The sequence below is a fragment of the Terriglobus roseus genome (assembly GCF_900105625.1).
Lineage (GTDB): Bacteria > Acidobacteriota > Terriglobia > Terriglobales > Acidobacteriaceae > Terriglobus > Terriglobus roseus_B.
This window is the reverse complement of sequence record NZ_FNSD01000001.1, coordinates 1,778,346-1,797,247: the sequence shown is the minus strand read 5'-3', so window position 1 is coordinate 1,797,247 and position 18,902 is coordinate 1,778,346. Positions and strand designations below refer to the sequence as shown.

Sequence of the window (18,902 nt, the reverse complement as noted above, 5' to 3'; positions counted from 1 at the left end):
CACAAGACATCAGACAACCCAAAGGACAACCGCCACTCGGGTGCCCCATTCATGACAGCAATATTGTCATGAGTGGGCTTTCCCGCCCAGCGCGAACCCTTTCGGATGGGCATGGCTTCAGCCATGCCCTCAACCAGCCAACAAATTGCGGCTTCTGCTGCTGAGGGATTTTCTCTCCGAGTTCGATCCGGCAGCTATACTTGCCGCGCCATGCGAAGACTCCTTCTACTCCTCCTGTTCCTGGGCCTCACTCTGCACGCGCAGACCCCATACCCACCAGGCCCGGACTCCCAGATCCAGAACGTCCCGCACGGCACCCTCGAAAAGCTCGTCCTCCCCGCGGGCAAGTTCTACCCCGGTACGCCGCACCACTACGCGGTCTACCTTCCGGCAAACGCCCCGGCCACACCCCTGCCGTACATGATCTTCCTCGACGGCAGCAGCTATCTGGGTGGCAATCTTCAAGCGGCCAACGTCCTTGACAACCTCATTGCAGCGAAGCAGATTCCGCCCATGGTCGGCATCTTCGTCGACCCCGGCGTCCTGCCCGCCATCCGCCCCGACGCTCAGAACCGCTACGAGCGTGTCTTTGAGTACGACTCCGTTTCGAACCGCTACGTGAACTTCCTCGAAGAAGAGCTGATCCCAGCGATTGAGAGGAAGCACGCACTCTCTACCAACCCGGACGAGCACGCTATCGGCGGCACCAGTACGGGAGCAGTAGGCGCATTCGTCGCCGCATGGCACCGGCCCGACCAGTTCCACCGCGTCCTTTCGCTCATTGGCACCTACGTTGCCATGAAGGGCGCCGACACGCTGCCGGAACTCGTTCGGAAGACCGAGGCAAGGCCAATCCGCATCTGGATGCAGGACGGCGCCAACGACCACATCACGCCCGATCAGCCCTATGGCACCTTCTACGCAGGCACCTGGCCCCGCGCCAACCAGATGCTCTTCGACGCCCTCCAGTTCCAGGGGTACGACGCCAGACTCACCATCGGCACCGGCGGCCACGACACAAAACAGGGCGGGGCAGAGCTACCCGAGGCCCTCCGCTGGCTATGGCGCGACTACACCCCCGCACGCGGCGTAGGGAAGATCGAACCCCACCCACCCACAGCACTAGGCAAACCCGGCTGGGACACCCGCGGCAGTATTTGGGCCACCGTCGAAGCCATCGGCAACTGGGAACCGGTGAATGAAAAGGTTCTCGAAAGCCGAGCTCTCACAGCAAGCAATATCCACTACATCGCGGACGGTCATGGACACATCCGCTGGGCCCCGACCTCAGGAGCGGGAAGAGCAGGGGAGGTGCCCTCGCCTTCCATGAAAGCTGACGCCGTCGCACTCTCACCCGACCAGGCGATGTTGGTGGTAACGGATCCCGAGCATCGGCACCAGTGGTCCATGCAGTTGCAGCCCGACGGCACACCCACACATGCTGAACCCTTCTATCGCCTCGAGGTTCTGGACGAAGATGCTGGAGCGAAGGGCGCAGCGTTCGACTCCCTCGGCCAGGTCTACTTTGCTACAGCCCTGGGTATCCAGATCTGCGAGGCCAACAGCCGCGTTGCGATGATCCTGAACAGTCCCGTGCCGGATGAACCGGTCGATGCAGTCGCCTTCGGCGGCCCGAATCGGGAATGGCTCTATGCCGTGACCGACGGCAAGCTCTTCCGTCGCCGCATGAAGGTCCATGCCGTTCCACCCGACAAGCCGGAGAAGCCTCCGCAGCCGCCGTTGTAGCGCCGTGTAGGATGAGCCAAACTGAATCGATTCAAAGACGGTCGAAAAGGGGCAGAAAATGATCAAAATCCTACTCGGATTGGTGTTGTGTGGTGCTTGTGCGTTGGGTTCGCGGGGTGCGCACGCGCAGGGTGTCATCCCGCCGACCGGGACAGCTGTAACGCCCTTTAGTTCTTTCATTCGCATGGGCGATACCGTCTACGTCAGCGGCTCCGTCGGTGCCGATCGAGCCACCGGCAAGCCACCCGCCGATGCATCGGTCGAAGCTGCGAAGATGCTCGACTCCGTCAAAACACTGCTGACAAAAGAAGGCATGACCATGGATGATTTGGTCACGGTAACTATCTTCTGCACTGACATGAATCTCTACGCAACCTTCAACAAGGTCTACCTAAATTACTTTCATCAGCCCTATCCGGCGCGCGCTTTCATCGGTGCAAAGGAGTTAGTTCTGGGAGCTCATTTCGAGATCATGGGCGTAGCGCAGAAGGGTGCAGCAGCGACGAAATCTGCAGGCACTAAATAACCAGATATAAGCAACGAAGAAGGGCCGCGAGGATGCGCGGCCCTTCTTTGTAAATTGCTACGACTTACTTCTCGATCGTCTTCATGCCGCCTTCGTTATAGCGATCTCCAGCAATCGCCTCAGGCGGTGCCGCTGCTTCAACCTCGGCGACCTCTTCCGACGTAAGCTTCACATCCAGCGCAGCAACATTCTCTTCCAGATACTTCCGCCGCTTGGTGCCAGGGATCGGTGCAATGTCATTACCCTTGGCAAAGACCCATGCCAGTGCAAGTTGTCCGGGCGTGATGCCCTTACGCTCTGCGATCTCTGTCAGCCGGTTGACGATGATCTGGTTCTTATCCAGGTTCTCACCGGACAGGCGTGGATAGCGGCCAAAACGAACATCCTTCGCGTCTGTCGTGTCCTTCTTCAGCGTGCCGGTAAGGAAGCCTCGACCCAGCGGCGAGTATGGCACAAAGCCAATGCCAAGCTCACGCAGCGTCGGGAGAATTTCGTCCTCAACCTCGCGCGACCACAGCGAATACTCCGTCTGCAGTGCCGTGATCGGATGCACTTTATGTGCACGCCGAATGGTCGCAGCCGATGCCTCGCTCAGGCCCAGGTACTTCACTTTGCCTTCCTTGACTAATTCGGCCATCGCGCCGACGGTATCCTCAATCGGCGTCTCCGCATCCACGCGATGCTGGTAGTAGAGATCGATATGATCCACACCCAGCCGCTTCAGAGATGCCTCGCAGGCCTGCTTCACATACTCCGGCTTACCGCTGATGCCCCAGTAATCCGGCCTTGCCTTATCGCGCAGGTTTGCAAACTTGGTCGCGAGAAATACTTCATCGCGCCGCGACTTGATCGTCTTGCCGACTAACTCCTCGTTATCGCCGAAGCCATAGACATCGGCCGTGTCGAGAAACGTAACGCCCAGGTCCAGCGCGCGCAGCAGCGTCGCGGCAGACTCCTCATCGTTGCGCTCGCCATAGAACTCGCTCATGCCCATGCAGCCCAGGCCTTCGCGCGAGACGACGGCCCCCTGTGATCCCAGCTTGATCTGTTCCATTGCCATAGGCGATTGGATGCCGCACGATGCACCGCGATTCCTCTGGCGCGATTCGGCGAACGGTATGTCCCCTGAATTACGTACCGCTTTTCCACGACGCAGCGCACCGTAGAATCACTGCATGGGCCGTATCCGCGTACTCTCCGACCAGGTGGCGAACCAGATCGCCGCGGGCGAAGTGGTGGAACGGCCTGCGTCCGTTGTGAAAGAACTGCTGGAAAACGCAGTGGACGCGGGCGCGACGCGCATCCGCATCGAGGTTGAAGGCGGCGGCCGCAAGCTGATCCGCATCGTCGACAACGGCCACGGCATGGTGCGCGACGATGCGATGCTCGCATTCGAACGGCACGCTACCAGCAAGCTGCGGTCCGCGGAGGACCTGCTGCACATCGCAACGCTCGGCTTCCGTGGCGAGGCACTGCCATCCATCGCATCGGTCGCTCGCGTGGAGTTAGACACACGCTCCGAAGAGGACGCAGTCGGCACGCGCATCGAAATCCATGGCGGCAAGATGACGAAGGTGGAAGATGTTGGCGTGCCGGTCGGTACCACAATCGCCATCAAGGACCTCTTCTTCAACGTGCCTGCACGCAAGAAGTTCCTGAAGTCCGAGCCGACAGAGTTATCGCACGTCGCCGCATTAGTTACGCACTATGCGCTTGCGCATCCTGGGAAGCACTTTGAGTTACATTCTGCGACGCACGCGTTGTTGATCGCGCCTGCGGTGCGGGATGCAAGCGAGCGGCTTTATCAGATCCTCGGCAGTGATATTTCGCGCGATATGCTGCCTTGCGCCGCAGAGATGGACTTCACGAGAGCCGGTCTTCCCGAACCGCCACCGTGGCGTCGCGAAGAAGATTATGTCGCCCCGGAGCCCGGCTATCTCCGTGTGCGAGGCTTTGTCTCCAAGCCTGAGTTACAGAAACTCAATCGCGGATCGATCTATGTGTTCGTGAACGGTCGGCAGGTGCGCGACCGTCTCATCCTGCACGCACTCACCGAGGCCTACAAGAACATCCTGCCACCCACATCCTTCCCGGTGGTGCTCCTGTTTCTGGAGATGCCCGCAGCCGAAGTCGATGTGAACGTGCATCCTGCCAAGACCGAAGTGCGCTTCCGGCAATCGAGCTTCGTGCATGACTTCGTCCGAGACACCGTCCGCAACACGGTCCTCAAAGCACGTCCCGCTGCCAGCTTTCTTAGCGCACTCGCACCGTCGCCGCGGATCGGTCTGCTCGATGGGCAGGAGAGCATCGAGCTTGATCCGGTCGTGCGTGGTCCGGGGCCGGGCAGTGATGCACCCTGGAGCGAACATCAGATTCGTGAAGCTTCGGAGGCTGACGAGCGACGGGCCCTGGACCGCAGCATCGGTCTCATTGATGCGAGCGATGTTGACGGGTTCTCACTTACCGTGAAACCCCTCACGCCGCTGCCGGGCCGACTTAGTTTTGGTGAGATCCCACTTACGCGTGATGAGGCTGCGCGTGAATGGGGCACCCAGGGTGTTGGTGGTGCTGGTATCGCACTCACGCCTTGTGGTGACTTACCGGATGCGCACGCCGGGACGCATCTGCCCGCAGGCACTCCGGCACGCGTGCCTGCAGCGGAGCGTATTGAAGACACCGCGAACCTGGCCGGACTCGGTGGTCTGCGCCCACTTGGCCAGGTGCAGAACTCCTTCATCCTTGCGGTCAACGAAGAAGGACTCTGGATCATCGATCAACACGTTGCCCACGAGCGCATCCTGTTTGAGAAGGTGCTGCGCGAGCGGCAGGTAGAGCGCGTGCAGCGCCAGCGGTTGCTGATGCCGCTGCTGATCGACCTTGTCCCCGCACAGATGGCCAACTTCGCCGGCATGGCCGAGGAACTGAACCGCAACGGCTTTGAAGCAGAGCCCTTCGGGCCTCGGACGCTCGCGGTGAAGTCTGCGCCAGTCGGTCTTGAGGGTAAGGAACTGGAGCTGGCGCTCGCGGAACTGTTGCAAACAGACGATGATGCGGCCCAGGCAGACAACATGGAAACTCGCGCGCGGCGCATTGCGGCGTCCATTGCCTGCCATGCTGCGGTCAAGATCAACATGCCGCTGGAGACCAGCAAGATGCAGTGGCTGCTCGATGAGCTCGGAAAAACTGAAAATCCTATGGCATGTCCGCACGGCAGACCCATCGCTTTGCGGTATTCTCATAAGGAGATCCAGCGCGCCTTCCAGCGTATTTAATTTTGGGGGCAGCCTGGCACGTCATCGGCGCACGCACCTAGCGCAGCCCGGGCGTTCTTCTAAGAACCATGCGGTTCCTCTAGAACGAAGCGGACGACACGCTTCCTAAGTCGACACAATGTTTGCTTGCGGCCGGGTAGTCACCGCACCCATCCATGCATTGGTCGCAGGTACGAGCATCCCAGATGCTCCGAAAAAAGAGTTGCTCTCCGGCGGTAGCGGCGGCACTCTGGCCTACATCCAACACAGCACGCAGGCAGCAGCGCGGGTCGTCTCCGCGTATTTTTGCTGGCCTTGCGCATACGAACCGCGCCGCGCCCTTTGAGCGACGGCAGCGCCGAAAGAAGGACTACCCCATGGCATCCATGCCAGACAGCATTACCCCCAACCAACTCAAGCTTGCGCGCATTGCCCTCTGGCATCAGAACGGCGACGCCCTGCGCACCATGGACGACGCCCGCACGTGGCTTGATGCTGCGGGCCTTGTGCCCTATTACCCGCACGCACAGTTCGCCGCATCGCCTCAGCCCAGCTTTGCCGAGGCCATCCTTGGCCGTCCCGAAAACGGTTGGGTTCCGAAGACGACCGGCAGTCCCAGCGAGGAAGAGTCCTACGCCCTCGCCGTAGAAGATGAGGAGTCCGATGAGGACTTCGAAGACGAAGAAGACGACGAAGAGTCCGAAGGTGATGACGAGGAAGGTGAAGACGAGGAGTCGAAGGGCTGGAGCCCCGAAGCTGCTGACCCTGAAGTCATGCTGACCACCGACGATGAGATCGCCGAGGATGAGGGCGACGAGATCGCCGAGCAGGACCTGATCGACGCCGAGGGCAACCCAACACCTAACAATGTCGAAGCCGTCGAGCCTGAGTCGGAGGCAGATCCCATCAATGGTTTCTCCGCTGAGGAGAAGGAGACGGTCAGCCACATGCTGGCACGCATGATCGCCGAAGGTTCGGCCGTGCCGTTGAACCTGTTGGGATCGACCACGGGCGAGCCTGACTTTGTCTGCTCTTCGCAGGCGTTTTCGTTTGTCTACACGCTGCGTGGTGACAAGAACTGGAAGCAGGAGCCGGCACAGACCGGATCCATGCGCGTTTCTCCACTGGCAGTAAAGGTCTATGAAGCTCTGAAGGAGAAGGGTGCGCTTGCTCCCCACGAACTCTCCAACGAGCTTGGGCAGGGTGTGAATGACTCTGCCGTCCTCCGCGCTCTCAGCGAGCTCTGGGCGATTCAGCGCGTCATCCCCGTTCCCGATGCTGACGGTGCACCCTCCAAGTGGGAGCTGATGAGCGGCCGCTTCGTGCGTCACCTCAAGGCAGGCGCCAACGCGGGACAGCCCACGGCTCTCTCCGCACTGCTGTCGCTGTACCTGTCGCAGGCAGTCGCCGCAACCAGCGATGAGATGGAAATCTTCCTCTCGCCGCTGGCAGCACGTTCGCGCGTTCGCGAGGTCGTAAGCGGCCTGGCTGCGTCGCGCCAGCTCGAGTCCACCGTTCTGAATGGCAAGACACTGCTGTACATCCCCGGCGCACTCGATGAGCTTCCCGCAGATGCAACCGCCGCACCGGCCTTCACGGCCGCGCCGCGCTCGCGCTACGAGGATGATGATCGCCGCCACATGATCGAAGAGCGTGCTGCGCGCTTCGCAGCGGAGGGCGGAGCACCGGAAGAACGTCGTCCCGCACGCACGGGTAGCTATCCGGTTCGCCGTCCCGCCGCTGCAGGCGACCGTCCGGCACCGCGTCGCGAAGGTGGCTTTGGTGGACCCCGCCGCGAGGGTGGTTTTGCTCCGCGTCGTGAGGGTGGTTTCGCACCGCAGCGCCGCACCGGCGGCTTCGCCGCCGGCGGTGATCGCGAGCGCCGCCCCTTCACGCGTCCTGACAATGCAGCCGGCCCATCCGACAGTCAGCGCAACGAGTTTGCGCGGCCGTGGGATCAGGATCGCAAGCCGTTCGCGCCCCGCGAAGGCGGCGCAGAGCGTCGTCCATTTACGCCTCGTGAAGGTGGTGAGCGTCGCCCGTTCACTCCTCGTGAAGGCGGTAGCCGTCCCAGCTTCGGCGCACGTCCTTCGTTTGGTGACCGCAAGCCGTTCGCCCCGCGTGAGGGTGGCGAGCGCCGTCCGTTTACTCCCCGCGAGGGTGGTGAGCGTCGTCCGTTCACGCCTCGTGAAGGTGGTAGCCGTCCGAGCTTCGGTGCGCGTCCTTCGTTCGGTGAACGCAAGCCGTTCACCCCGCGCGAAGGTGGCGAGCGCCGTCCGTTCACTCCTCGCGAAGGTGGTGAGCGTCGTCCATTCACGCCGCGTGAAGGTGGCAGCCGTCCGAGCTTCGGTGCGCGTCCTTCGTTTGGTGATCGGAAGCCGTTTACGCCTCGCGAAGGCGGCGAGCGCCGCCCATTTACTCCCCGCGAGGGCGGTGATCGTCCCTTCACCCCGCGTGGGGATGGCGAGCGCCGTCCGTTTACGCCGCGCGAAGGTGGTAGCCGTCCGTCCTTTGGCGATCGCAAGCCCTTTGCTCCTCGTGGAGACCGTCCGTTCACGCCGCGTGGCGATGGTGAGCGTCGTCCGTTCACGCCCCGTGAGGGCGGTAGCCGTCCGTTCACGCCGCGCGGTGATGGTCGTCCGTCCTTCGGTGATCGCAAGCCGTTCACACCTCGCGAGGGTGGCGAGCGTCGGCCCTTCACTCCTCGTGAAGGTGGCAGCCGACCGTTCACCCCACGTGAGGGTGGTAGCCGTCCCAGCTTTGGCGCGCGTCCGTCCTTCGGAGATCGCAAGCCGTTTACACCGCGCGAAGGTGGCGAGCGCCGTCCATTTACGCCTCGTGAAGGTGGTAGCCGTCCATCGTTTGGCGACCGCAAGCCGTTCACTCCACGTGAAGGCGGCGGCCGTCCGTCGTTTGGCGGACGCCCGTCCTCCGGCCCACGCAAGCCTTCCTTCGGTGGAAAGCCTTCGTTCGGTGGCGCACCTCGCCGCCGTCCGGAGTAAATACCTGCTCAACCGTTTGAAAACGAGAGGCCTCCCCACCGTGGGAGGCCTCTTGTCGTGACGCCCATCCTGCCTCGGTGGGGAAGCCCGGTTTACGGCAGAATAGAAAGCGATGACTTTTCAAGGGAACAATGGCAGCGACGTGAGCCGGCAGGGACTTGTGGTGGCGATTGACGGCCCGGCGGGCGCGGGGAAGAGCACCGTTGCCTCGCACCTGGCGAAGCGGTTCGGTCTGCTGAACCTGGAAACCGGAGCCATGTACCGCGCGCTGGCGTTGAAGGCTCTTCGCAGTGGCACGGCTCTCGACGACGGTGAAGCCGTACTCCTGCTGACACGCTCCACGCACATCACGCTGGAGCCCGGTGACGGTGGTAATCGCGTACTCCTGGACGGCAGTGAAGTTACGGGCGAGCTTCGCAATCCAGAGGTGACGGCGGCCGCATCGCACGTCTCTGTCCATGGCCCCGTGCGTGAGTGGATGGTGGCCGCGCAGCGCTCGCTCGGGAATGCGTCTCCTTCCGGCGTTGTCATGGAAGGCCGCGACATCGGAACCGTTGTCTTTCCGCAGGCACCGGTGAAGATCTTTCTGGACGCCAGCGTCGAGGCTCGCGGTGATCGCCGTTTTGCTCAGCAGCCTGCCGCGGCTGAGAACAAGGAGGCTCTCCTGAAAGAGATGCGTGACCGCGACACACGCGACCGGTCACGTGAGCAGAGCCCGCTGAAACCGGCAGAGGATGCCATCATTCTGGACACCACTGGCCTATCGCTCGACCAGGTTCTCGAGCGCACGGTTGCACTGGTGTCGGAGCGAATTTTGTAAAGCGGCTCGACGGACGACAGCCAGGCGCAGCGCCTGCGCGAAATGACACTTTTCAAGACCCCGACTTTTCGTGCTAGTCTATGCGCATCGTTTGAGACAAATTGGTCCTCGCCCGCCCCCAGCGGCGTCGATCCCTTGTATTCAACGGCAGATTCGAACAGAAGAGGACCGGAAACTTTTATGGAACAGGGCACAGTGAAGTGGTTCAACGACGCAAAAGGATTCGGGTTCGTCAGCCGCGAGAATGGCGAGGACGTTTTCGTGCACTACTCGGCAATTAACACCACAGGCTTCAAAAGCCTGCAGGAAGGCCAGGCAGTGCAGTTCAACGTGATCAAGGGACCCAAGGGCTGGCAGGCCTCGGACGTCCAGCCGCTGTAACCTGCAGCGCTGCAGAGCGATCCTAAGCATGAAGAAGGGCAGCTCCACTTGGAGCTGCCCTTCTGTGTTTGTGTCCCTTCGATTACTTGATGTCGCCGTTCATACCGGCCGGGAAGAAACTGTTCGCTGAGACTGCGCCGGTCGCGGAGCCGTACACAATGTTCAGAACCTGCTGGTAGGTGCGATGGAACGCGATGAAGTTGCTGTAGTTTGGTGATGTCGTGCGGCCCTGGTTCAGGATGCGCGATGCCGTACCCGTGGTGCCGTTCGTCGGAACCGAATAGGTTGCGAGACCGAAGTCGTCCTGACCCGTAAGGCCGGCAGTGTCCGTGGGAGCCTGCCCGACTGTGCCGTCAAGCGTAGCCCGCAGGTTTGAGATCGCCGTTGCAAGCCCAGCAGCCTGACCCTTCAGCGCCTGGTCTGCCGAGCCGAGCGTGACCACTCCTGCGTCGAACAGAGCTAGCGTCACGCGTACGAGACCGGCGTGATAAGCCTCTACGGCATGAATGCCCGCAGCCGGCGTAAGGTAGTCCGCCGTCTGACCGGTCTTGCCTTTATTCGTGATGCCTAGCGCACCGCCGTGGTAAGCGGTCACACCCACATCCTCGAAGATGTACGAGCCCAGGAGGAAGTTAAGGTCCGTGGTGAACGGATCGAAGGTGGGCACGCCAAGCAGGCCGCCCAGCGTGGTGAAGCTCGACTGCAGGTTGATGTTTGGCTGGGCCACAGCGGCCGAGCCAAGCGCTGTCTGCAGGAAAATGACGTGCTTGCGCTCTTCGATCGCAGTCTCAAATGCGTAGGCTGCTACTGCCGCATTGGAGAAGGTGGTCTTGGCGCCGGCGCGGAAGGTGACTGTCCCGCTGCCGGTGGGCAGGGTGATCTTGCTGCCCTGTGTCGCCTTATCAGCTGTTACGCCCTCGGTTGCGATGGTGTAGAACTGCGCTTCCAGGTATTCGAGGTTGAGCGCGAAGTTCAGGATCTGAACATCGGTGGGGGTTGCCGGGACTGCGGCGGCGGCGTTCTTCGTGCCGATCATCGCAGTCGCGGCCAGCGCTCCCGCGCCCATCAGCAGGGAGCGGCGGCTGGCGATAATGCTGTCGAGTTTCTGTGTTTCAAGCGTTGCCATGGTCTCTTCTCCGTCAGGTGCCGTGCGATCTGATTTATGTGGTGGGCTGCTTGATCGTGCCGTTCAGGCCGCTTGGGAAGAAGCCACCGGACGCCGTAAATGTGCCGGGCAGGGTGGCATAAGCGATGTGCAACACCTGATCGGTCGTTCGGGCATAACCAACTGCATTCGCATCTGCAGAAACCACGCTCGAAGGCGAATAGACTGCGCCGACAGTTGCATTGGTTGAGGCAGTTCCACCTGTAACCAGGTTCGTTGTGTGGGTCGTGCCATCTAACTTATTCAGCAACTGCAGAATGCTGTTGTACGCATCGAGCCCTGCGGTTGACTTGCTGGAAAGAGCGCTGCCAGCCATGATGGTGCGGATTGCACCGGCGTGGTATGCCTCGGCAGCCTGAATGCCCGCAGCAGCGTCGAGAACCGCAGTGCTCGTGATGAGTTTGGCGGCGCCAGTGTAAGCCGTTACACCGACCTCTTCAAAGGTCAGAGCACCAATAAGGAAGTTGGCGTCACTGCTGAAAGGATTGAAGCTGTTAAGCCCAGCCTGGAAGGCTACAGCATTGAAAGCGTCAGTGAAATTAAGTGCGGGCGCTGCAACCGGCGTGCCGCCGAGAGATGTAATCGTCGCGCGAATCGCACGAACATGCTGAAGTTCAGTCTGCGCCAGCTCGAAAGCAAACTGCTGGTAGAAGGCGTTGCTGAAAGCGACCTTTGTGGTCGCGGGAACCGTGACGGTTGCTCCACCGCCGTCTGCCGCAGAGATACCGCTACCAGTTGCAGCGCGCAGATAGAACTCTGCTTCAAGGTATTCCAGATTTAGAGCGAAATTCAGGATGTCGACATCTGTGACGGCGACAGCGGCAGGCGGCGTCGGCACGGTCGAGGTGACGGCTCCGTTATCACCGCAGCCAACGAGTGTGGCTGCAGTAACGGCACCAGCGCCGGCAAGAAATCCTCGCCGCGATAGTCCTAGTTTTGCGATGTTGCTCAGTGTCGTATCCACTGGTGGTCTCCCTTAGGCGGTGCGGTGTTACATGACTTACGAAGGATGTGAGCCGGCGGATTGCCGACCACTCGCAATCAGACAGCGAAATGATTCTTTGCAGTTGTCAGAGGGAGGGAGCCTTTATGGCGACTTTGGCATCCTGCAAACATCGTTTGAAGTGATCGGAGTTATCGACGAAACAGTATTTCGATAGGCCCAAAAAGGATGGTCGCCTATTCGATTTGGAGGTGGACGTTCACGATACAACAGCGGGATCACTCCGCGTGGAGCCTGCCGGCTTTAGTTACATGAAAATTGTGTGTAGACGTAACTCGTTGCTGTACTGGTTGTGCTTATACCAAATGAAACGAAGTTAGCAGTGCCAAGCGTTCCCGGACCATTGCATGTAGTTGCCGCGTTTGCTTTCGCTGTGCAGTTCGCTCCTGATGTCATGTTGCCGGGGGTGCCTGTGTGTACCTGGAAGGTAACGTCTACCGCAGACGCATTGTAGACAAGGACGGAATGGAGGAGGCACGTGGACGGGAGATAGGCCAGCACTGCGTTGGCGTCGGCAGCAGCTTTCGTGTCCACCAGCGGACCATAGACCTGTGCACCCTGACTCGCAGCGGCAATTGTGTGGACAGTCGAAAAGACACCTCCTGCAGTTGAGCTGCCCGTTCCGGCTGCACCTTGCGGGATCGAGAATTCAAGCTGGACCGCTGTTGCCGAACCCACATTGCTGACACTCGCAGATGATCCGGCTGCAAGCGTGTGTGTTGTGCCGATCGCTATAGTTGGCGTTGCGCCGGCGAGACCCGCTGAACCGGTAGGGCCCTGCGGACCGGCGACACCGGGTGCGCCCTGCATCGCCAACAGCAACCATGCACCTACGCTCCCCGCATCGCCAACGGGATGCACGCCGGTATTGGCAGTCATCGCCAAGTAGGACGACCCGCTGTAACTGACGGCATTGGTCGCTGCGTATGCGGCAGCACTATCCCACGCTCCAAGGAAGGACAGGCCCGCTGGACCTGCCGCGCCCGTATCACCGCGTGGCAGTGTGAAGTTCAGGACCGCCGCAGTCTGCGTGCCTGCATTTGTGACTGCGGCTGTGGTTCCGCTGGTGATGGTACCCACGCTGACAGTAGCTGCTCCGGGCGCGCCCTGCGATACCAGCAGCTTCCACTCGCCGCTGTTATTTGCGATGGAAACCAGAGGGTCGACGGTGTTTCCTGGGAGTTGGGAGACATAGGATGATCCCGAGCGGTAGACGACGTCGTTCTTCACGTAGCCGTTACCGCTCGAGCAGGTGCCTTGAAAGGACAACCCCGGAGCGCCTGCCACTCCCGTTGCACCCTGCGGCAGGGTGAAGTTCAACGTGGCGGCGTTTGCGGTACCAACGTTCTTCACATCGGCGGGTGTGCCCGGCGCGCCGGTGCCGACAGTTCCAATGGCGACCGTAGCAGCCGCCCCATCATTCCCGCGCGCTCCATTGATACCACTGGCACCGGTTGTTCCGGCGGCTCCTGCTGCAGCCAGCAATGACCACTGCGGCCCCGTGCCCGGTGGCAGGGCAACATTGACATCGGAGACAGAGACATAGCTGGCTCCATTGAAAGACACCGCGTCGCCGACGATGTAGCCTCTCGCAGGGTCATAAGCATCCAGCCAGCGCAGCCCCGGCGCTCCCGTCAGGCCGATTGGGCCGGAGGGGCCGGCTGCTCCAGCGGTACCTGCAGCGCCTTGTGCTCCCTGCGGACCCATCACACCGGTGTCGCCGCGTTGTGCCAACAACGACCACATGGACGAAATGCCCGGTGGGCTTCCAACGACAGCGCCTGTTGCGATGTACGCGGAGCCATCATAAAAGACAGCGTCGCCTGCTCTATATGATGCGGTGGAGAGCCATGCTCCCAGGAAGTGCACCGGTTGCCCCTGGGGTCCCTCCGGCCCGGTTAGGCCCTGCGCTCCCTGTGTCCCCGCGACGCCGGTCGGGCCCGCCGCTCCCTGCATTCCAGTCGCTCCCTGCAGTCCGGGCGCCGCGATCTGTTGCCACCAGGCGGACAACGAGCCGGGTGTGTTGCCATGGTTCGTCTCCTGTAAGGAGATCCAGGTGCCCCCGCCATAGGTCACGGCGTCGTGCAGTGCATAGTTGGTCCCACTGTCGTACAGGCCCAGATATTGCAATCCGGCAGCGCCCTGCGGTCCGGTGAGTCCCTGCGCTCCAGTGGTCCCCTTAGCCCCTGGCAACCCGATGTCACCGGGCGGACCCTGCGGACCAATGGTTCCCGGAAGGCCCTGCGATCCGGTCGCGCCCATGGCGGCGAGTAGGGTCCAGTCTGCCGCGGAGATCTCCGGCGTATTGCCATGGTTGGTGTTGTGCATCGAAAGCCAGCTTTGGCCGTGCCAAGCTACAGCATCATTCGTCGCGTAGTTCGTGCCTGAATCGTAGGAGCCTTGCCACGTGATGCCCACCGGCCCGGGATCGCCCTGCAGCCCGACCGGTCCGGTGTCGCCCCGCAGCCCTTGTGCGCCATCACGGCCGGGTGCTCCCTGCGGGCCCGTTGAACCCACAGGCCCGGTGACCCCTTGTGGGCCGACGAGGCCCTGCGTCCCCGGCAACCCCTGAGGTCCCGCCAAGCCCTGTGCGCCGGTACTTCCCGTGTCGCCGGTGAGGCCACGCGAAGTGAGCAGGCCCCAGTCGGTGGGCGAAGCATCGGGGGTGTTGCCGTGATTCCCATCCACCAGCGATGACCACGACCCACCCTGCCAGAGCACCACATCGCCCGCCGTGTAGTTCGTCATCGAATTATAGGAACCTTGGTAGACAAAGCCTGGACGGCCAGTTGCGCCGGTCGTTCCGGTGTCGCCCTGTGAGCCAACAGCGCCTGTGTAACCCCGTTCTCCCTGCGGCCCCTGCGCTCCGGGACTGCCGGCAGGCCCGGCAGCTCCTGTGAGTCCGACCGCTGCAGGCACCAGCATCACCCAGTCCGCGGTCGAGACGTCGGGAGTGTTGCCGTGGTTGCTGTCACGCAGGCTGACCCAGGCAGCGTTCTGCCAGGTGACAACTGCCTGGCTCGCGTAGTTTGAGGTGGAATCGTAGACGCCCGCGTACGCCAGTCCACCCGTAACAGTCGGGACGCCCGGCGCCGGAACCAGCACGCTCCATACGGAGGACATGCCGGCAGGTGTGTTCCCGATGTTGCCTGACGCGGTCGAGACCCACGCGGCCCCGCCCGATGTCACGACATCATTCAGGGCATAGAGCGTTCCCGAAAGCCATGATCCGCGAAAGATCAACCCTGCGCTACCTGCCGCACCGGTATCGCCTTTAGGGCCCTGCGCCCCTGCTGGACCCGCCGCGCCGGTTACTCCTTGCGGTCCGGCAGGCCCTTGCTCACCAGTCGCTCCCGTATCGCCCCTGGGCCCTTGAGGCCCGGTGAGCCCAGCCGTTGCGCTGGTCAGCGCGATCTCCAACTGGGCGGGATGGGCGGTAGTGTCGTTCTCTTTACTGTCCAGAACCACATCCGCAGTGCTGGCAGTCAGTGTCAGGCCGAAGTTTGTCGTGGGCAGGGTCACCCAGCCTCGTACCAGCGACGTAACGTCGACCGTGATGTATTGGTTCTCGTCCGTCACGGCAAAGACCTCGACAGCATTCGCAACGCCGGGCATCGTCTGCCAGGTCACGGCAGACTCCGCCCAGGCCGTGTTCAGAGGCGATACGGTCAGTACGCCCGGCGTGTTCACGCGATTCGCAAAGATGCGCAGGGTCGCCCGGCTGATCTGTGCTGCTGTCGTTCCTGAAGGCAGTGTCCCCAGGTCAAACCGCAGCAGGGCCGTACTGCTGCCACTGACGTAAAGATTGCTCAGTGTGCCGTAGTTAGTTGCGGGATGGACCGTTGACACGGCCGTGTCGGCTGTCAGCGTTCCGGTCTGGGCGAAGGTCGGATGCCAAGGGAAACAGACCGCCAACGCAAGCAGTGGTGCCGCGCGCGTGAGCCTGTTCCGGATGTGCAGATGCAACGGCATAAGACCTGAGGCTCACTCGGTGACACAGGGCAAACCTGACATGACTGACGTGCGGTCCTGCAGGTCTGCTCGGTGGAAAACACTGGATTCATGGGGGAAGAGAGTTCATTCTAACCACGGCGGTGATTCCCGTTCTGGAACACGCATCCAACGTCTGAAACACCATGGAGCAGGGTGCGCGGCTACGGCCTCGCGCCTGGCCTCGCGGTACACTCGGTCGATCAAGCGCAACTTGGCCGCGCATAACAAAGGAAAGTACACACAATGAGCAACAGCCCTAACGCCGGCAAGCTGCCAGACCCACATAGCCTCACCGATCTTTCGCGCCTTGTCTCGGCGTACTACACGCTGCATCCCGACGCGGACAATGCATCGGAGAAGGTAGCCTTTGGCACCAGCGGCCATCGCGGCTCGGCCTTCAAGTCGGCCTTCAATGAAGACCACATTCTCGCCATCACGCAGGCGATCTGCGAGTACCGCGCAGGCCAGAAGATCACCGGCCCCATCTTCCTCGCCATGGATACCCACGCACTGAGCGAGCCCGCCTTCCGCAGTGCATTAGAAGTTCTGGCAGCGAACGGTGTCGCAACCAAGATCGATATCGGCGTTCCGGAGACGGGCGGCGAGTACGGCTACACGCCTACGCCCGCGCTGTCACATGCGATCCTCGTCTACAACAAGGGACGCAAGGATGGCCTGGCCGACGGCATCGTCATCACGCCTTCGCATAACCCGCCTGAGGATGGCGGATTCAAGTACAACCCGCCTAACGGTGGTCCCGCCGACACCGATGTGACTAAGTGGGTGCAGGATCGTGCCAACGACATCCTTCGCGCGGGTATGAAAGACGTGAAGCGCATTGCCTTTGCAAAGGCGCTGAGCGCATCCACCACAACGAAGCATGACTTCTATGCGGAGTACATCGGCGACCTCGCCAACGTGGTCGACTTGCAGGCCATCGCGGCCAGCGGCCTGAAGCTGGCCGTCAATCCTCTGGGCGGTGCAGGCGTGCACTACTGGCAGCGCATCGCCGACCAGTACAAGCTGCCCGTCGAAGTGCTTTCGACCGTTGTCGACGCCACCTTCCGCTTCATGCACATCGACTGGGACGGCAAAATCCGCATGGATTGCTCCTCGCCCTTTGCGATGGAGGGCATGATCGAGAACAAGGGCAGGTATGACGTGAGTTGGGCATGCGACACGGACCATGACCGTCACGGCATCGTCGCGAAATCGACCGGCCTGCTGAACCCAAACCACTATCTCGCCGTGTCGATCGAGTATCTCTTCGGACATCGCAACTGGGGTAAGGACGTCGCGATTGGCAAGACGCTCGTCTCGTCCAGCATGATCGACCGCGTCGCCGCGGGCCTGAATCGCAAGGTTCTGGAAGTTCCGGTTGGCTTCAAGTGGTTCGTCGACGGTCTGGTCAACGGCACGCTCGGCTTCGTGGGCGAGGAGTCTGCGGGCGCATCGTTCCTGCGCATGGACGGCACCGCATGGTCCACCGACAAGGATGGCCTCATCATGGGCCTCCTGGCGGCAGAGATGACGGCACGCACCGGCAAGGATCCGGGCGAACTCTACAAGCTGCAGACGGCTCGTTATGGGGATCCCGTCTACCAGCGCATTGACGCACCTGCGACGAAGGACGAGAAGGCAAAACTTGCCAAGCTCTCTCCCGAGCAAGTCACAACGAAGGAGTTGGCAGGCGAGCCCATCACGCAGATCATGACGAACGCGCCCGGCAACGGAGCCGCCATCGGCGGCCTGAAGGTCGCCACGCAGAACGGCTGGTTCGCGGCTCGTCCTTCGGGCACGGAAGATGTCTACAAGATCTACGCCGAAAGCTTCCAGGGCGAAGATCACCTGAAGCAAATCCAGGAAGAAGCAAAGCAACTGGTGAACGCAGCTTTAAAGGGTCGAGCCGAGGTGTCGAGTTAAAACGGGTGCCCCACTCTTTGCGAAGCAAAGGGTGGGGTATCGCGCGTTAGCGCGACCCTTCCAAGTGATCCGAGTCCGTGTGAACCCTGCGATTTTTGCGATAAGCCGCGAAAGAATGGGGTACCCGATGCCCGTCCCGGCGAGCGCTTCTACGCCATCCACTCCGCCAGCCGCGTCTGCATCACCGCAATCGCCTCCCTGCTGCGATCAATTGCAATAAAGTCCCGACCATTCCTCGCCGCAGCCTCTGCTGCTGTCCCGCTCCCTGCGAACATATCCAGGACCGTCTCGCCTTTGCTGGTGTGGACGTTCACGATGCGTTCCAGAATGCCCAGCGGTTTCTGCGTGGGATAGCCGGTCTTCTCCTTGCCGGTGGGTGACACGATGGTGTGCCACCACACATCGGTCGGCAGCTTGCCGCGTGCGGCCTTCTCTTTCCCAACCAGGCCCGGTGCCATGTACGGGATGCGATCGCTCGCGGCGCGGTGAAATGTCCACTGTTTCGGGCTCTTCGTATACCAGAGGATCGTGTCGTGCTTCGCAGGCCACTTGCGGCTCGGGCGCGCGCCGTAGTCATAGGCCCAGATGATCTCGTTCTGAAAGGACGCGCGGCCAAAGATCGAATCCAGCAGCAGTTTGCAGTAGTGAACCTCACGGTAGTCAATGTGGAAGAAGAGCGATCCAGTCGCCGACAACAGGCGGTGTGCCTCAATCAGCCGGGGTTCCAGGAATTGCAGAATGTCGTCGTACTGGTCCAGGAACTGCACGGCCGTGTGCAGCAATTCTTCGCGGTACCGACGACCGCCAAAGCCAATCCGTTCCGCACTGTCGTCGCGGACGGAACGCATGCGTCTGCGGCGTTGCGCATGGCCAGTGTTGAATGGCGGATCGGCATACACCAGGTGGACGCAACCATCGGGCATGGCGCGCATGGCAGGCAGGTTGTCTCCGTGAATGATCTGCGGCAACTTGGCATTCACCTTTTGCGGGACCCGCGATGCATTTCTTTCGCAGCTTCCTGCACGCAACGGGCCCGCGGGCGTGTATCTTCGACCTTGTTCAGAGTACCGGAGGCTGCCCATCCCGGCCTGA

12 protein-coding genes are annotated in these 18,902 nt (G+C 61.5%); 7 read left to right on the top strand and 5 right to left on the bottom strand.

What is annotated here, in order from left to right; translation table 11 throughout:
- The first annotated feature begins 210 nt into the window (after nt 1-210).
- Nucleotides 211-1,746 carry an alpha/beta hydrolase-fold protein gene (locus BLW03_RS07315; RefSeq protein WP_074653037.1) on the top strand — a complete coding sequence of 512 codons (1,536 nt, stop codon included), beginning with the start codon at nt 211-213 and terminating at the stop codon, nt 1,744-1,746.
- 58 nt (nt 1,747-1,804) lie between these two features.
- Nucleotides 1,805-2,272 (top strand): RidA family protein, encoded by a 468-nt coding sequence (locus tag BLW03_RS07310; protein WP_083350386.1) that lies wholly within the window; start codon nt 1,805-1,807, stop codon nt 2,270-2,272.
- 64 nt (nt 2,273-2,336) lie between these two features.
- Here the strand turns inward: BLW03_RS07310 and BLW03_RS07305 are convergent, their stop codons facing one another.
- Entirely contained in the window at nt 2,337-3,326 is a 990-nt protein-coding gene (locus BLW03_RS07305) for an aldo/keto reductase (RefSeq protein ID WP_074655843.1), read from the bottom strand.
- Between the two features lie 121 nt (nt 3,327-3,447).
- Between BLW03_RS07305 and mutL the strand changes: the two genes are divergently transcribed.
- The 4 genes from mutL (at nt 3,448) to BLW03_RS07285 (ending at nt 9,726) form a co-directional block, all read left to right on the top strand.
- Nucleotides 3,448-5,544 (top strand): DNA mismatch repair endonuclease MutL, encoded by a 2,097-nt coding sequence (gene mutL, locus BLW03_RS07300; protein WP_074653035.1) that lies wholly within the window; start codon nt 3,448-3,450, stop codon nt 5,542-5,544.
- Nucleotides 5,545-5,900: 356 nt separating this feature from the next.
- The gene (locus BLW03_RS20595) at nt 5,901-8,525 is read left to right on the top strand and encodes a hypothetical protein (RefSeq protein WP_074653034.1); all 2,625 of its coding nucleotides are present in this window, start codon (nt 5,901-5,903) and stop codon (nt 8,523-8,525) included.
- Between the two features lie 112 nt (nt 8,526-8,637).
- Nucleotides 8,638-9,345, top strand: a complete 708-nt coding sequence (gene cmk / locus BLW03_RS07290; protein ID WP_074653032.1) for a (d)CMP kinase — start codon at nt 8,638-8,640, stop codon at nt 9,343-9,345.
- Nucleotides 9,346-9,525: 180 nt separating this feature from the next.
- Complete coding sequence (locus BLW03_RS07285) at nt 9,526-9,726, top strand: cold-shock protein (RefSeq protein WP_074653031.1); 201 nt, start codon at nt 9,526-9,528, stop codon at nt 9,724-9,726.
- A gap of 82 nt (nt 9,727-9,808) precedes the next feature.
- Here the strand turns inward: BLW03_RS07285 and BLW03_RS07280 are convergent, their stop codons facing one another.
- From BLW03_RS07280 to BLW03_RS21125, 3 genes are all read right to left on the bottom strand, one after another.
- Nucleotides 9,809-10,852 carry a ferritin-like domain-containing protein gene (locus BLW03_RS07280; protein WP_074653029.1) on the bottom strand — a complete coding sequence of 348 codons (1,044 nt, stop codon included), beginning with the start codon at nt 10,850-10,852 and terminating at the stop codon, nt 9,809-9,811.
- A 34-nt stretch (nt 10,853-10,886) separates the two neighbouring features.
- Nucleotides 10,887-11,855, bottom strand: coding sequence for a ferritin-like domain-containing protein (locus BLW03_RS07275; RefSeq protein ID WP_074653028.1), 969 nt, complete (start codon nt 11,853-11,855; stop codon nt 10,887-10,889).
- A 282-nt stretch (nt 11,856-12,137) separates the two neighbouring features.
- Entirely contained in the window at nt 12,138-15,866 is a 3,729-nt protein-coding gene (locus BLW03_RS21125; RefSeq protein ID WP_074653026.1) for a DNRLRE domain-containing protein, read from the bottom strand.
- A 264-nt stretch (nt 15,867-16,130) separates the two neighbouring features.
- On the opposite strand from BLW03_RS21125, the gene pgm reads away from it, so the two are divergent.
- Nucleotides 16,131-17,810 (top strand): phosphoglucomutase (alpha-D-glucose-1,6-bisphosphate-dependent), encoded by a 1,680-nt coding sequence (gene pgm, locus BLW03_RS07265; protein WP_074653024.1) that lies wholly within the window; start codon nt 16,131-16,133, stop codon nt 17,808-17,810.
- Between the two features lie 149 nt (nt 17,811-17,959).
- Here pgm and BLW03_RS07260 read toward each other — a convergent pair whose 3' ends face one another.
- Nucleotides 17,960-18,778: a DNA-methyltransferase gene (locus BLW03_RS07260; protein WP_074655842.1), complete on the bottom strand. Its 819-nt coding sequence runs from the start codon at nt 18,776-18,778 to the stop codon at nt 17,960-17,962.
- Between the last annotated feature and the right edge of the window lie 124 nt (nt 18,779-18,902).